This window comes from Streptomyces sp. NPDC048507 (genome assembly GCF_043199995.1).
Classification (GTDB): Bacteria; Actinomycetota; Actinomycetes; order Streptomycetales; family Streptomycetaceae; genus Streptomyces.
Genome location: NZ_JBICWZ010000001.1, coordinates 325984 through 340300 on the forward strand (window position 1 = coordinate 325984; position 14317 = coordinate 340300).

Below are 14317 nucleotides of genomic sequence, written 5' to 3' on the forward strand. Positions count from 1 at the left end.
CCCGGGGGCCGCGCTCCCGGGGGCCGCGCTCCCGGGGCCCGCGCTCCCGGGGGCCGCGCTCTCCGGACGGCTGCTCCCCGGACGGCTGCTGCTCCGACGGCTGCTCTCCGGGCGGCTGTTCTCCGGCCGCCTGCACGACGCCCGGACCGCCACCGCCGTCGGGCGCCCGCTCGGCCTCGCCTTCGCCGTGTGCTTCGTCACCGGGCTGATCAGCCACTACCTCCAGCACCCGCCCGCCTGGGCCGCCGGATCCCTGCCCACCCGGCCCGTCTGGGGCTACCGGCTCAGCCAGGGCCTGCACGTCGCCACCGGACTCGCCGCGATCGTGCTGCTCCTCGTCAAGCTGTGGACCGTCTACCCACGGCTCTTCGCCTGGCCGCCGGTCCGCGGCGTCCGGCACGCCCTGGAACGGCTGTCGGTGGCCGTGCTGGTGGCGTCCGCCGTCCTGGAGGTCTTCACCGGACTGCTCAACACCGTCCAGTGGTACCCGTGGCCCTTCGGCTTCGTCGAGACCCACTTCGCCCTCGCCTGGGTCGCGTCCGGGTCCCTCCTGCTGCACGTCGCCGTCAAGGCCCCCGAGATCAGGGCGCATTGGACCGCCCGCTCGGCGGGCACCCTGCGGCTCCCCGCCGAGGACGGGCCGGACCGCCGTTCGCTGCTCCTCGGCACGGCCGCCGCCGTCGGCGCCGTCACCCTGACCACCGCAGGGCAGTCCTTCACCCCGCTGGCCGCCCTCGACCTGCTCGGCCCCCGCCACCCCGGACGCGGCCCGCAGGGGCTCCCCGTCAACAAGACGGCCGCGGCCGCCGGGATCGCGGCCGGGCCGCTCCCGCACTGGCGGCTGGAGGTGCGCGGACCGCACCCGTACGCGCTGACGCTCTCTCAGCTCCGGGCCCTGCCGCAGACCGTGGCCCGGCTGCCGATCGCCTGCGTCGAGGGCTGGAGCGCCCAGGCCACCTGGAGCGGGGTGCGCCTGCGCGACCTCCTCGACCGGGCGGGCGCCCCGCCGGACGCCGGGCTGCGCATCACCTCGCTGGAGACCGGCGGCGCCTACCGGGTCACGGAGATGGGCCGCGAGCACGCCCGGGACCCCCTGACCCTGCTCGCGCTGGAACTGGGCGGGCAGGTGCTCTCGCCCGACCACGGCTACCCGGCACGCATCATCGCCCCGAACCGGCCCGGCGTGCTCCAGACCAAGTGGGTCACCCTGCTGGAGGTGCTGTGAACGCCGCCCGGTACCTGCTCGGCGCGCTCGGGCTGCTCCTGATCGCGGCCGGGGCCCGCCTCCTGGCGGGCCTGCCCGACCCGCTGGACGTGCTCGTCTGGCTCGGCGGCGCGCTCGTCCTGCACGACGGGATCATCGCGCCGCTCGTGCTGTGCGCCGGGCTGCTCGTCGCGGCGGTCCCCGCGCGGGGAGCCGTCCGCGGGGCCCTGCTGACCGGGGGCGCGCTGGTGCTGGTGACCCTGCCCGCGCTGCTGCGGCCCGGCACCCCGGCCAACCCGTCGGTGCTGCCGCTGCCCTACGGGCGCAACCTGCTTCTGGTGCTCGGCGCGGTGGCGGCCGGCACCGCCGTCGGCGTCCTGGCGCGCCGGGTACGGCGGAGCCGGCCGCGCGGCTGAACGCCCGGCCGCTCCGCCGGCCGCCGGATCACGGGGAGCGGCGCAGTTCCACGAACGCGCGGCCGGCGGTGGTCCACCGCCGGGTCCCGCTCCAGCCCGTCGCCGCGGCGTGCGCGGTCAGGGCCCGGACGCCGGTGCGGGCCCAGGTGAAGGGGGTGCCCACGGCGCCGCGGCCGTCGGCGACCCGGACCTCGCAGTGCTCGTCCACGTCGACGTCCTCGCACTCCACGATCAGCGTCCCCGTGGCGGCGAGCACCTCGGCCATCCGCGAGAGCAGGGCCGCCGGATCGCCGCCGATACCGATGTTCCCGTCGATCAGCAGGGCCGTGTCCCAGCGCCCCTCGCCGGGCAGCGGGTCGAAGACCGACCGGTGCAGGGCGCTGCCGCCCGCGCGGGCCGTACGGGCCACCGCCTCCGGGCTCACGTCGATGCCCAGCGCCCGGTGGCCCCGGGCCGCCAGGGCCGCCACCAGCCGGCCGGGACCGCAGCCGATGTCGAGGACGGTGCCCCGGCAGCGCGCCAGCACCGTCCGGTCGGCGCGGTCCGGGGCCTCGCACCACCGCTCCACGTCCAGCGGGAGCAGCCAGCCGTCGCCCCGGCGCAGGAACAGCGGCCCGCGGCCGTTGCGCAGGGCCAGGGCGTACGGGTCGGCCGTCCAGGCCGGCGCGGCGGTCACCGTCCCGCCCGCGCGGCCGGCGCGGACAGGGCCGCCAGCCGGGCCGCGAACGCCCCCGCGGGGGCGTCGGCCGCCACCGCGCGGGCGTCCTCGGCGGTGTCCACGTCGCGCAGCAGCGGCAGCCGGCCGATGCGCAGCCCGGCCGCCCGGAGCCGCTCGTACTGCACGGCCCCCGTGCTCGGGAGCGACATCGGCACGCCGCGCAGCAGCGCGGGATCCGGCCGCCGCAGGCCCAGCGCCCAGAAGCCCCCGTCCACGGCGGGCCCGAACCAGGCGTCGTACGCGTCCCAGTCCACGCTCAGCAGGGCCGGCGTGACCTGGGGGGTGTCCATCCCGATCAGCAGGGCGGGCCCGGAGCAGGCCCCGAACGCCGCCGCGAGGCGCTCGTCGAGACCTCCGGCCACCTGCGGCAGCACCTCGAAGCCGGCCGGCAGCCAGGGTCCGGGCCGCCCGTCCAGTACGAGGACCCGCCGTGCGGCGGGGGCCGCGGCGACGGCGGCCAGCGAGTCGGCCAGCGCGGCCTCCGCCAGCGCGGCCGCCTCGTGCGGGGTGAACGCCGGGCTCAGGCGGGTCTTGACCCGCCCCGGGAGGGGTTCCTTCGCGATCACCAGCAGGGTCGTGTCCGTCATCGGGCACCCCCGGCGGTGGCGGCGCGGTCGCGGCCGCCGTCGCCCGCCGGCTCGGCGGACCCCGGGGGAGCGGCCGGTCCGGCCGGCTCGGCGAGGACCCGGCTCATGTCGCGCACGGCCTGCCACGTGCCCCGCCAGGTGCCGGTCACCTTCGACTTCCCGGTGCGCGGCAGGTACGGCACGTCCACCTCCCGCACCCGCCAGCCCGCGTCGGCGGCGCGCACCACCATCTGCAACGGGTAGCCGGAGCGCCGGTCGGTCAGCTCCAGCCCCAGCAGATCGGTGCGCCGGGCGGCGCGCAGCGGGCCGAGGTCGCGCAGGCGCAGCCCGGTCCGCCGGCGCAGCAGCCGGGCCAGCACCAGATTGCCCACCCGGGCGTGCAGGGGCCATCCGGCGAGGCCCCGCGTCCGGCGCCGGCCGAGGACCAGGCCGGCCTCACCGGCGGCCACGGCCGCCACGAAGGGGACCAGCAGTCCCGGGTCCAGGGAGGCGTCGCAGTCGCAGAAGCAGACGACCTCCGCCTCGGCGGCGAGCAGCCCGGCGTGGCAGGCGGCGCCGAACCCGCGCCGGGACTCGGTCACCACGGTGGCACCGAGCGCCCGGGCGATCTCCGCCGAGCCGTCGGTGGACCCGTTGTCCACGACCACGGCCCGCCAGCCGGCCGGGATGCGGGCGAGCACCCAGGGCAGGGCCCCCGCCTCGTTCAGACAGGGGAGGACGACATCAACACTCACGGTCACGGTCACGGGATCACCGTAGGAATCCCGGAGCCCGAACGGGGTCCCACACTCCTTACGAAACGCGGACGTCACCCCCCGTGGCCCGGGGGAGGGGTCCGGTTGCGGTGGGCGGATGGGACGCTGGACGGCATGAACAGCATGGAAGCGCCGCCCGCGAGGGTGCTCGTCGTCGATGACGACCCCACCGTGTCGGAGGTCGTCGCGGGCTACCTGCGGCGCGCCGGGTTCGCGGTCGAGGAGGCGGGCGACGGGCCCGCCGCCCTCGAGGCCGCCGCCCGGACCCGCCCGGACCTGGTGGTCCTGGACCTGATGCTGCCGGGGATCGACGGGCTGGAGGTGTGCCGGCGGCTGCGCGCGGCCGGACCCGTACCGGTGATCATGCTGACCGCGCGCGGGGACGAGGACGACCGGATCACGGGCCTGGAGGTCGGCGCCGACGACTACGTCACCAAGCCGTTCAGCCCGCGCGAGCTGGTCCTGCGGGTCACCTCCGTACTGCGGCGCAGCCGTGCGGCGGGCGGCCCGGGCGCGCCGGTGCCCGAGCTGCTGACCGGCGGCGGACTCGCGCTCGACCCCGCCACGCACCGGGCCACCCGCGACGGCACCGAACTCGCTCTGACACTGCGTGAGTTCGACCTCCTGGCGCACTTCCTGCGGCATCCGGGCCGGGCGCACGGGCGGGAGGAGCTGATGCGGGAGGTGTGGGGCTGGGACTTCGGGGACCTGTCGACGGTGACGGTGCACGTACGGAGGCTGCGCGCCAAGATCGAGGAGGATCCGGGCCGGCCGCTGCTGATCCGGACCGTCTGGGGCGTCGGCTACCGCTTCGAGCCCGCCGGGGAGGTGGCGGCGTGAAGGACGTCCTGCTCATCGCGTTGTTCGCGCTCGGCGGCGCCGCGTGTGCCGGGGTGCTGGGGGCGGGCGTCCTGCGGCTCGTGCGGCGCCGGTCGGTGGCGGTGTCCCTGACGGTGATCGCCGGAGTCACCGTCACGGCCATGCTGGCCGGGACGCTGGCCGTGGCCCAGGCGATGTTCCTCTCCGCCCACGACCTGGGGGTGGTCACCCTCGTGGCGGCCATGGCGGCCGTGGTCTCGCTGGCCACCGCACTGCTGCTGGGCCGTTGGGTGGTCGCCCGGAGCCGGGAACTGTCGCTGGCCGCGCGGGACTTCGGCGACGGCGGCAGGTTCGCCGCGCCGCCGGGGCAGACCACCGCCGAGCTGGACGCGCTGAGCCGGGAACTGGCCGCGACGAGCGACCGGCTCGCCGCCTCGCGGGAGCGGGAACGCGCGCTGGAGGCCTCGCGGCGGGAGCTGGTGGCCTGGATCTCGCACGACCTGCGGACGCCGCTGGCCGGGTTGCGGGCGATGTCGGAGGCGCTGGAGGACGGTATGGCCGCCGATCCGGCCCGCTACCACCGGCAGATCCGGACCGAGGTGGAGCGGCTCAACACGATGGTCGGGGACCTGTTCGAACTGTCGCGGATTCACGCGGGGGCGCTGGCGCTGAGCCCGAGCCGGATGTCGCTCTACGACCTCGTCGCGGAGGCGCTGTCCGGGGTGGACCCGCTGGCGCGGGAGCACGGGGTGCGGCTGGTGGGGGAGGAGGTGGAGCGGGTGCCCGTGGAGGTCGACGCCAAGGAGATGACCCGGGTGCTGGCGAACCTGCTGGTCAACGCGATCCGGCATACGCCCGCCGACGGGACGGTGGCCATCGCGGCCGACACCGGGGTCCGGGACGGGGTGGTGGTCCTGTCGGTGACGGACGGCTGCGGCGGCATCCCGGCGGAGGACCTGCCGAGGGTGTTCGACACGGGCTGGAGGGGGGCGCCGGCGCGGACGCCGCTGCCCCCGGCGGGCGCGGGGGCCCCGGCCGGGGCCGGGGCGGGGCTGGGGCTGGCGATCGTACGGGGCATCGTGGAGGCCCACGCCGGCCGGACCGCCGTCCACAACGTCCCGGGCGGCTGCCGCTTCGAGGTCACCCTCCCCCTCCCCTGGCCCAGCCCGGCCACAACCTGACCCCCCAGACGCCCCACCCCACCCGGGGCCGAGGCCACCCCACCCGGCACCCGGGGCCGTTACGAGCGCACCCGTCACCACGGGCACGTACCCGAGGCCGGGGTCGGGGTGGGGTGTCGTCCGGGGCTAAAACGAGATGATTTCGGCGCGTGGCCCCGCCCGCCGCTCCGACCACCCCGGGGCGCCGAACATCGAAGCCCGCCCCGGACGACACCCCGCCCCGGCCCCGGCCGCCCCACAGCCCCGGCCCGCCCCGCAGCCGCCCCGGCCCCGCCCGCCCCACAGTCACGCCGCCCCCGCCCCCGCCCGGCGGGGCCGGCCGGCCCCGCCGCCCCCTCACACCGCGGCGGCAGCCGAAGGCCGTTGCGGGGCGGTGGCCAGCTCCGCCATGCCGGCGGCGAACGAGGTGCGCGGGCGCCAGCCGAGGTCCGCGCGCAGCCGGCCCGAGTCGGCCGTGATGTGGCGGACGTCGCCCAGCCGGTACTCCCCGGTGACCACCGGAGCGGGACCGCCGTGGGCTGCGGCGAGCGCCCCCGCCATGTCGCCGATCGTGCGGGGTTCCCCGCTGCCCGTGTTGTACGGGGTGCAGCCGCCCGGCGCGAGCGAGCCGAGGGCCTCCAGCGCGGTCACGTTGGCCTCCGCGACGTCCCGGACGTGGACGAAGTCCCGCCGCTGGGCGCCGTCCTCGAAGACCCGCGGAGCCTCCCCCCGGGCCAGCGCGGAGCGGAAGAAGGACGCCACCCCCGCGTAGGGGGTGTCGCGGGGCATCCCCGGGCCGTACACGTTGTGGTAGCGCAGCGACACCGCCCGGCCGTCCACGCTCCGAGCCCACGCGGCCGCCAGGTGCTCCTGGGCCAGCTTCGTGGTGGCGTACACGTTGCGCGGGTCGGCCGGGGCGTCCTCGCCGACCAGGCCGGGGGTGAGCTCCGCCCCACAGCCGGGGCACAGCGGCTCGAAGCGGCCCGCCTCCAGATCGGCCCGGCGGCGCGGCCCGGGCCGCACGGCCCCGTGGCGCGGGCAGGCGTAGCGGCCCTCCCCGTAGACCACCATGGAGCCGGCCAGGACGAGCCGGTGCACGCCCGCCCGCGCCATGCCCGCGAGCAGGACCGCCGTGCCGAGGTCGTTGACGCCCACGTACTGCGGGGCGTCGGCGAAGTCCTTGCCGAGGCCGACCATCGCGGCCTGGTGGCAGACGGCGTCCACCCCGGCCAGGGCGGCCCGGACCGCCTCGGGGTCCCGCACGTCCCCCTCCAGGAAGCCCGCGTCCGGCAGCGGTGGCGGGACGGCGTGGGCGGCGGGGAGCAGGGCGTCCAGCACCACGGGTTCGTGGCCGTGCCGGCGCAGGGCGGTGACGATGTGGGAGCCGATGAACCCGGCTCCGCCGGTGACGAGTACGCGCATACCGGGGACGCTACGGAGCCGTCCGGCCGGACGGGGTCCGCCACGCCCTTCCGTAAGACTTCCGTCATCCTCCAAGTCCCCTTGGCGCGATGTGGCTTGAACGCGCCGTAGGGAGGGCATAAGTCCGGCCCGGCCCCTTCCCGTGGAGGGGCCGCAGGTTCCGTCCTCAGGGGGGCTCGTGAACTACTACACCGACGTCATCAAGCGGTACGTGGACTTCGACGGCCGCGCCCGCCGCCAGGAGTACTGGATGTTCGTCCTCTGGAACATCCCCATCGTCATCGTCCTCACGGTGATCGACTTCATGCTCGGCAGCTACCCGGTCATCACCTGGATCTACACCATCGCCGTCTTCCTGCCGTCCCTGGGCGTCTCCGTGCGCCGCCTGCACGACACCGGGAAGTCCGGCTGGTGGTACCTGGTGAGCCTCATCCCGTTCGTCGGCTGGATCTGGATGCTGGTCCTGATGGCGAGCGAGGGGCACCCCGGCGCCAACGCGTACGGGACCAACCCCAAGGAGCTGCGGGCCTGAGCCCGCCCCCTCGGGCGCCGCCCCCGCCGGCCACGGCGGGGGCGGCGCCCTTTCGCGTGCCCGGGGTGACGCGCGTCTCGTCCGCGATGCGGCAGGGGGCTGTCCAGACCGGCCCGATCACGAGATATCTTGATGTCGAGCAATGTTGCAGACGAGAGACGCAGACTGTGGAGCGGAGCATCCGGTGACTGACTCGACCATCATCTACACGCACACTGACGAGGCCCCGGCCCTCGCGACGTATTCCTTCCTGCCTGTGATCCAGGCGTACGCGTCGACGGCCGGTGTGAATGTCGAGACCCGTGACATCTCCCTGGCCGGTCGGATCATCGCCAGCTTCCCCGAGCACCTCGAGGAGAGCCAGCGGATCGCCGACGCCCTCGCCGAGCTCGGCGAGCTGGCGAAGACGCCCGAAGCGAACATCATCAAGCTGCCCAACATCTCGGCTTCGATCCCGCAGCTGAAGGCCGCGGTCGCCGAGCTCCAGAGCCAGGGTTACGCCCTTCCGGACTACCCGGACGACCCGAAGACCGACGAGGAGCGCGAGATCCGCGCCCGCTACGACAAGGTCAAGGGCAGCGCCGTCAACCCGGTCCTGCGCGAGGGCAACTCCGACCGCCGCGCCCCCGCGTCGGTCAAGAACTACGCCAAGGCCCACCCCCACCGCATGGGCGCCTGGACCCCCGAGTCGAAGACGAACGTCGCCACCATGGGCGCCAACGACTTCCGCTCCACCGAGAAGTCCGCCGTGATGGCCGAGGCCGGCACGCTCCGCATCGAGCACGTCGCCGCCGACGGCACCACCACGGTCCTGCGCGAGTCCGTACCGGTCCTCGCCGGTGAGGTCGTGGACGCGTCCGTCCTGCACGTCGACGCCCTGCGCACCTTCCTCAACGACCAGATCGAGCGGGCCAAGGCCGAGGACGTCCTGTTCTCCGTCCACCTCAAGGCCACCATGATGAAGGTCTCCGACCCGATCATCTTCGGCCACGTGGTCCGCGCCTTCCTGCCGAACACCTTCGCGCGCTACGGCGAGACCCTCGCCGCCGCCGGTCTGTCCCCCAACGACGGCCTCGGCACCATCCTCAACGGCCTGGGCGCCCTGCCCGACGGCGACGCCATCAAGGCGTCCGTCGCCGCCGAGATCGCCGAGGGCCCGGCCCTCGCGATGGTCGACTCCGACAAGGGCATCACCAACCTGCACGTGCCGTCCGACGTCATCGTCGACGCCTCGATGCCGGCCATGATCCGCACCTCCGGCCACATGTGGGGCCCGGACGGCAACGAGGCCGACACCCTGGCCGTCCTCCCGGACAGCAGCTACGCGGGCGTCTACCAGGCCGTCCTCGACGACTGCCGCGCGCACGGCGCCTTCGACCCGGCCACCATGGGCTCGGTGCCGAACGTCGGCCTCATGGCCCAGAAGGCCGAGGAGTACGGCAGCCACGACAAGACCTTCGAGATCGCCGCCGCAGGCACCGTCCGCCTCGTCGACGCCGCGGGCACCACCGTCCTGGAGCAGGACGTCGCCGCCGGCGACATCTTCCGCGCCTGCCAGACCAAGGACGCGCCGATCCAGGACTGGGTCAAGCTCGCCGTCACCCGCGCCCGCGCCACCGGCGTCCCGGCCGTCTTCTGGCTGGACGAGGGCCGCGCCCACGACGCGCAGCTGATCGCCAAGGTCAAGACGTACCTGGCCGACCACGACACCGACGGCCTCACCCTGGAGATCCTCTCCCCGGTCAAGGCCACCGCGTACTCCCTGGAGCGCATCCGCCGCGGCGAGGACACCATCTCGGTGACCGGCAACGTGCTGCGCGACTACCTGACCGACCTCTTCCCCATCCTGGAGCTGGGCACCAGCGCCAAGATGCTGTCGGTCGTCCCGCTGATGAATGGCGGCGGCCTCTTCGAGACCGGCGCCGGCGGCTCGGCCCCCAAGCACGTCCAGCAGCTGGTCAAGGAGAACTACCTGCGCTGGGACTCCCTCGGTGAGTTCCTCGCGCTGGCCGTCTCCTTCGAGCACCTCGCGACCACCACCGGCAACGCCCGCGCCCAGGTGCTGGCCGACACCCTGGACCGCGCGACCGGCACCTTCCTCAACGAGGACAAGTCGCCGAGCCGCAAGCTGGGCGGCATCGACAACCGCGGCAGCCACTTCTACCTCGCCCTCTACTGGGCGCAGGAGCTGTCCCGCCAGATCGACGACCCGAAGCTCGCCGCGGCCTTCGAGCCGGTCGCCAAGACCCTGGCGGAGTCCGAGGCGGCCATCGTCGGCGAGCTCATCGCCGTCCAGGGCTCCCCGGCCGAGATCGGCGGCTACTTCCAGCCCGACCCGGCCAAGGCGGCCGAGGTCATGCGTCCCTCCGCCACGCTGAACAAGGCCCTCGCCCTGCTCGGCTGACGCCCACGGCACCAGCGGTTCCGCCCCGGCCGGCCTCGTGCCCGGCCGGGGCGGACCCGTGTCCGGGGGACCTCACACCGGGCGCGGCCCGGCGGCCACCCGGAAGCCGATGTGCCCCGCCGAACTGTCCGGGGTGTTGCGGGTGCGGGCGGCGACCCGGTAGCGGTTGCAGTACGAGTCGTGGCACATGTGGGAGCCGCCGCGCATCGTCCGCTCCGGGCCGCCCGGCACGAACCGGTCGGCGCTCCACTCCCACACGTTGCCGACCGCCTGGTACAGCCCGAACCCGTTGGGGCGGAAGGACGCGGCGGGCGCGGTGCCCGCGTACCCGTCGGCCCGGGTGTTGCGGTCGGGGAAGTCCCCGTTCCAGATGTTGCACATGTACCGGCCGTCCGGACGCAGGTCGTCGCCCCACGGGTAGCGCCGCCGCTCCAGCCCGCCGCGGGCCGCGTACTCCCACTCGGCTTCCGTGGGGAGCCGGGTGCCGGACCAGGCGCAGTAGGCCTGCGCGTCGTTCCAGGACACGTGGACCACGGGATGGTCCTGCCGGGCGGCGACGGAGGAGCCCGGCCCCTGCGGGCGCCGCCAGTCGGCGCCGGGGACGGCCCGCCACCAGGGCGTGCCGGCCACCGCCGGGGACACGGCGGCGACTCCGGGCGCCAGGAACCCGGCGAAGACGAAGCTGAATCCGAAGGACTCCGCCTCCGTGACGTGGCCCGTGGCCTTCACGAAGGAGGCGAACCGGGCGTTGGTGACGGTGGTCGGGGCGATGCGGAAGGCCCCGACCACCGCCTCCCGGACGGGACCCTCCCCGTCCGCCGGGAACCCGTCCGGGTCTTCGGACCCCATCAGGAACCGGCCGCCCGGCAGGTCCAGCAGATCGCGGACGGCCCGCCGCACGGCCGGGTCGGTCGCCCGCGCGGGCGAGGGCGCGGCGGGTGACGCCGCCCGCGGGGCGCCTTCGCGGACGGGCGCGCAGCAGGACTTCGGTGCCATGGGTCTCTCCCGGTGGGGCCGGTGGGGTGGTCAGCCGGTGCGGTCGGCGGCCAGCCGCGCGGCCAGCTCCGGTATGCCGAGGGCCCGCTCCCGGGCCGGTGTGGCCTGGTGGAGCAGGTTCGTCAGCTGGTAGGGGTCCGCGACCAGGTCGTAGTACTCGCGGAAGGCGACCTGCCCGGTGCCCGAGACCGCGCCCGTCGCGTCCGTGTGCAGGTCGTAGTACTCCGTGTATTGCCTGTCCTTGGCCACGTACGAGGCCCAGGTCCCCGGCCCGTCGCCGCCGGTGCCCTGCTTCCACCACTGGACCAGCAGGTGGTCCCGGTCGGCGGCGCCGAGCAGCGAGTGTCCGTCCTGCCCGGCGGGCCGGGGGACACCGGCGGCCTCCAGGATGGTCGGCGCGATGTCGATGTTGGCGACGATGCGGTGGTCGGTGGTCCCCGCGGCGAGCCCGCGGGCGGGCCAGGAGAGGTAGAACGGCACCTCGTGGGAGGGGGAGTAGGGCACCGACTTCTTCAGCCAGCCGTGGTCGGCCCAGGTGTAGCCGTTGTCGCCGGTGAAGATGACCAGGGTGTTCTCCAGCTGCCCGAGGGCCGCCAGCTTCTCGCGGATGGCCTGCACGGCGTCGTCGACCGACAGCAGGCTGCGCAGCTGGCGGGCGCGCACCTCGCGGGCGTCGTCGAGGGTCGCGGCGGCGCCCTGGATGAAGGGCGGCTTGTCGGAGCGGTCGGGCTCCGGCACGGAGGGGCGGCCGTTCCACGCGGGGACGGGTGTGCCGGCGTACTTGGGTGCCGGGACGTTCGGTGCGTGGGAGGCGTACGGGGTGACGTACGCGAACCACGGGCGGCTGTCGGTGGCGGCCGCGTCGAGGAAGGCGAGGGTCCTGTTCCTGACGATGTTGGTGGTGTAGCCGTCGATCCGCTGGACGGTGCCGTTCACGTTCCAGCGCGCGTCGTTGTAGGCGGGCTGGAGCAGGGCCCACTCCTCGAAGTGCGGCGGATTGTCCTCCAGGGTCCAGGAGTTGAGGTACTTGCCGAAGAGCCCGGTGCGGTAGCCCGCCTCCTTCAGGTGGCGCTGGAGGGTGGTGGACTGGTCGAGGCTGTGCGAGGCGGCGTTGTTGCGGACGCCGTGGTGGTGCGCGTGGCGGCCGGAGAACACGGAGGAGCGGGAGGGCGCGCACAGCGGGGTCGCGGAGTGCCCGTGGGTGAAGGTGACGCCCCGGCCGCCGAGCCAGTCGATGGTCTTGGGGATGGCCCAGTCGGTGTGCTTGGGCTGGTCGTCGGTGACGATCAGCAGGATGTTGGGGCGGGCGCCGACCGGGGCGGCGCCCGGCGTGCCGGCCGCCCGGGCGAGGCCCGGGGCGGCGGCCGAGGCGGCTACGGCCGCGGCGCCGGCGAGGAAGCCGCGGCGGGCCACCGGGGCGGTGCGGGAGGTGCTGTCGTGCTCGCTCACGAAGGGGTCTCCTGTACGCGCGGGGGAAGGTGACGTACGTACCGGGGCCCGGGGCCGGAACGCACGGACCGCCGGAACCCGCAGGTCAGACCCTAGGATTCGGCGCTTCCCCACTCAATGACCCGCGCATGGCAGTCGTGTGGCACGCGTGTGAAGCGAACCGTTCGCGAAAGCCGGGGTGTTGGCGCAGCCGGACGCCGTCAGAGGTGGTGCACCCGGCCCTGGCCCACGCCGAGCGGGTGACGGCCGGAGGCCAGGATGCGCACTCCGGGCGCGCGGCCCAGCAGGGTGCGCAACCAGGAGACCGCCGCGGCGCTCAGCCGGTCGCTGTCGTCGAGCACCAGCAGCATGTCCCGCTCGGCCAGCCACGAGGCGGCGTCCGCGCCGCCGCGGGGTGGTAAGGGCCTGCCGGGTGCGCGGCCCAGTGCGGCCAGCAGCTCTCCCACACTGCCGTCCCGAGCGACGGGAACCACCGCCGTCCCGTCGCAGAAGTTGGACGAGAGCCGGTGCGCGATGTCGCGGACGAGCAGGCTCCGCGGTTCGCGGAAGCGGCCGGTGACGGTGAGCACCCGCCCCCGGCGCACGGCGGTGAGCAGCATCGACAGCTCTGCGGACGTGGTCGTCGGTGTGCCCGCCGCGCTGGGCGGCCGGGAGTCCCCCATCATCACGATGCCCCCCATTGCATGCGTGACCGAACGCGGCAGGAGGGTTCTTTCGCGCCGCGTGACGACGATTATGCGCCAATTCCAGGGCATCGCTAGGGGAATGCCACAATCCGCGCGGGCGACCGGCCGGCTCGTCGGGGGGACCGTCAGGGAACGCGGCCCGGGCGCCGCTGTGTCAGAGCTCTCCGCGGGTGATCAGCGCGTACAGGGCGAGCAGGCCGGCCGCCTCCGCCGGGCCGGGAACAGCCGAGGCCAGGTGCTCCAGCGCCGGGTCCGACCGTACGGACCCCCCGCCCGGCGGGCGCCCACCGCCGACGGGCGGCACCGCCGCGAGCGGCCGGGGCCGCAGACGCGGCGGAGGCCCGCCCGGACGGCCCGGCCCGCCCGGCCCGCTCGCAGCCGCCGTGGTGGCGGCGGCCCGGCCGAAGGCGCCCAGCGCCGCCGCGACCCGGGGTGACGCCCCGCCGTGGAGGCCGCCCAGGGCGCAGGCGGCGGCGAACAGCGCCCCCCGCCCGGCGGCTTCGCCGTCGGTCTCGGCCCGCTCCACGAGGCAGTCGCACAGCACGCCGACCGCCGCGGAGCGGCCCGCGACGAGACGGATCGCGAGGGCGGCCAGCGCCTCGCCCGTGCGGGCGGAGCCGGGCGGGGCCGAGGGGTCCCGCCCGGCGGAGTCCTCGGACAACAGCCCCATCACGTAGACCAGTTCGATCGCGGCGGCGGCGGTGAGGGCGTCCTCCTCGAAGCCCCCCACGGCCCGCGCGGCCGCCAGTACCAGTGCCGGGCCGGCCGACCGCCCGGGCCGGACCCTGCCGAGGAGCTCCGCGCAGACGGCGCCCGTCGCCTCGGGCAGGGTGCGTACGGCCGCCCGCAGCAAGGGGTCCACGGCCGTCCGGGCCAGGTCGGGCGGGGACGGGTCGCTCGGGTCACCGGCGTCCGGCGGGTCCGTCGCGTACGGGTCCACGGGTCCGCACCTCCTCTTCGGCCGGTGGTGCGCGGGCGGCGTACCGGAGCGGCCGGCGCGCACGGCTCCGCCCCTCCGTGATCTCGTGTGCTCCCGTACGCCAGGGGCGCGTGGTGCGACCCTGTGCACGGTGTGCACAGGTTGCAGTGAGGCGCAGGACGGCCGTATCCGGTACATCTACCCCACCCTGTTGAATGTCCGGCCGTATTGAAGCGATGGACACGTGTAC

The 14317-nt window shown here is 75.3% G+C and carries 14 protein-coding genes; 6 read left to right on the forward strand and 8 right to left on the reverse strand.

The window, feature by feature from the left end; all coding sequences use genetic code 11:
- Positions 1-115 precede the first annotated feature (115 nt).
- Both ACGFXC_RS01495 and ACGFXC_RS01500 read left to right on the forward strand, forming a co-directional pair.
- Positions 116-1225 carry a molybdopterin-dependent oxidoreductase gene (locus ACGFXC_RS01495; RefSeq protein ID WP_393709577.1) on the forward strand — a complete coding sequence of 370 codons (1110 nt, stop codon included), beginning with the start codon at positions 116-118 and terminating at the stop codon, positions 1223-1225.
- The gene (locus tag ACGFXC_RS01500; protein WP_393708375.1) at positions 1222-1620 is read left to right on the forward strand and encodes a hypothetical protein; all 399 of its coding nucleotides are present in this window, start codon (positions 1222-1224) and stop codon (positions 1618-1620) included. The genes ACGFXC_RS01495 and ACGFXC_RS01500 overlap by 4 nt, the downstream gene beginning before the upstream one ends.
- A 28-nt stretch (positions 1621-1648) precedes the next feature.
- Here ACGFXC_RS01500 and ACGFXC_RS01505 read toward each other — a convergent pair whose 3' ends face one another.
- Genes ACGFXC_RS01505 through ACGFXC_RS01515 form a run of 3 tightly spaced genes read right to left on the reverse strand, consistent with a single transcriptional unit; the run spans position 1649 to position 3671 of the window.
- Entirely contained in the window at positions 1649-2296 is a 648-nt protein-coding gene (locus tag ACGFXC_RS01505; RefSeq protein ID WP_393708377.1) for a class I SAM-dependent methyltransferase, read from the reverse strand.
- Complete coding sequence (locus tag ACGFXC_RS01510) at positions 2293-2925, reverse strand: DUF2064 domain-containing protein (RefSeq protein WP_393708379.1); 633 nt, start codon at positions 2923-2925, stop codon at positions 2293-2295. The genes ACGFXC_RS01505 and ACGFXC_RS01510 overlap by 4 nt, the downstream gene beginning before the upstream one ends.
- Positions 2922-3671: a glycosyltransferase family 2 protein gene (locus ACGFXC_RS01515; protein ID WP_393708380.1), complete on the reverse strand. Its 750-nt coding sequence runs from the start codon at positions 3669-3671 to the stop codon at positions 2922-2924. The genes ACGFXC_RS01510 and ACGFXC_RS01515 overlap by 4 nt, the downstream gene beginning before the upstream one ends.
- A 123-nt stretch (positions 3672-3794) precedes the next feature.
- Between ACGFXC_RS01515 and ACGFXC_RS01520 the strand changes: the two genes are divergently transcribed.
- Together ACGFXC_RS01520 and ACGFXC_RS01525 are read left to right on the forward strand one after the other, a co-directional pair.
- Complete coding sequence (locus ACGFXC_RS01520) at positions 3795-4520, forward strand: response regulator (protein WP_393708382.1); 726 nt, start codon at positions 3795-3797, stop codon at positions 4518-4520.
- On the forward strand, positions 4517-5680 hold the full coding sequence (locus ACGFXC_RS01525) for a sensor histidine kinase (RefSeq protein ID WP_393708384.1): 1164 nt from the start codon (positions 4517-4519) through the stop codon (positions 5678-5680). Before ACGFXC_RS01520 ends, ACGFXC_RS01525 begins: the two co-directional genes overlap by 4 nt.
- Before the next feature lie 336 nt (positions 5681-6016).
- On the opposite strand, the gene ACGFXC_RS01530 is transcribed toward ACGFXC_RS01525, so the two are convergent.
- Positions 6017-7081 (reverse strand): NAD-dependent epimerase/dehydratase family protein, encoded by a 1065-nt coding sequence (locus ACGFXC_RS01530; protein WP_393708386.1) that lies wholly within the window; start codon positions 7079-7081, stop codon positions 6017-6019.
- A 178-nt stretch (positions 7082-7259) separates the two neighbouring features.
- Here ACGFXC_RS01530 and ACGFXC_RS01535 point away from each other — a divergent pair, with 178 nt between their 5' ends.
- Both ACGFXC_RS01535 and ACGFXC_RS01540 read left to right on the forward strand, forming a co-directional pair.
- Positions 7260-7613: a DUF805 domain-containing protein gene (locus tag ACGFXC_RS01535; RefSeq protein WP_393708388.1), complete on the forward strand. Its 354-nt coding sequence runs from the start codon at positions 7260-7262 to the stop codon at positions 7611-7613.
- A 184-nt stretch (positions 7614-7797) separates the two neighbouring features.
- Positions 7798-10017 carry an NADP-dependent isocitrate dehydrogenase gene (locus ACGFXC_RS01540; protein WP_393708390.1) on the forward strand — a complete coding sequence of 740 codons (2220 nt, stop codon included), beginning with the start codon at positions 7798-7800 and terminating at the stop codon, positions 10015-10017.
- Between the two features lie 72 nt (positions 10018-10089).
- Here the strand turns inward: ACGFXC_RS01540 and ACGFXC_RS01545 are convergent, their stop codons facing one another.
- From ACGFXC_RS01545 to ACGFXC_RS01560, 4 genes are all read right to left on the reverse strand, one after another.
- Complete coding sequence (locus tag ACGFXC_RS01545; RefSeq protein WP_393708391.1) at positions 10090-11013, reverse strand: formylglycine-generating enzyme family protein; 924 nt, start codon at positions 11011-11013, stop codon at positions 10090-10092.
- A gap of 30 nt (positions 11014-11043) precedes the next feature.
- Positions 11044-12462, reverse strand: a complete 1419-nt coding sequence (locus ACGFXC_RS01550; RefSeq protein ID WP_393708393.1) for a sulfatase — start codon at positions 12460-12462, stop codon at positions 11044-11046.
- 200 nt (positions 12463-12662) lie between these two features.
- Positions 12663-13142 carry a hypothetical protein gene (locus tag ACGFXC_RS01555; RefSeq protein WP_393708395.1) on the reverse strand — a complete coding sequence of 160 codons (480 nt, stop codon included), beginning with the start codon at positions 13140-13142 and terminating at the stop codon, positions 12663-12665.
- 160 nt (positions 13143-13302) lie between these two features.
- The gene (locus tag ACGFXC_RS01560) at positions 13303-14088 is read right to left on the reverse strand and encodes a hypothetical protein (protein ID WP_393708397.1); all 786 of its coding nucleotides are present in this window, start codon (positions 14086-14088) and stop codon (positions 13303-13305) included.
- Positions 14089-14317: the final 229 nt, after the last annotated feature.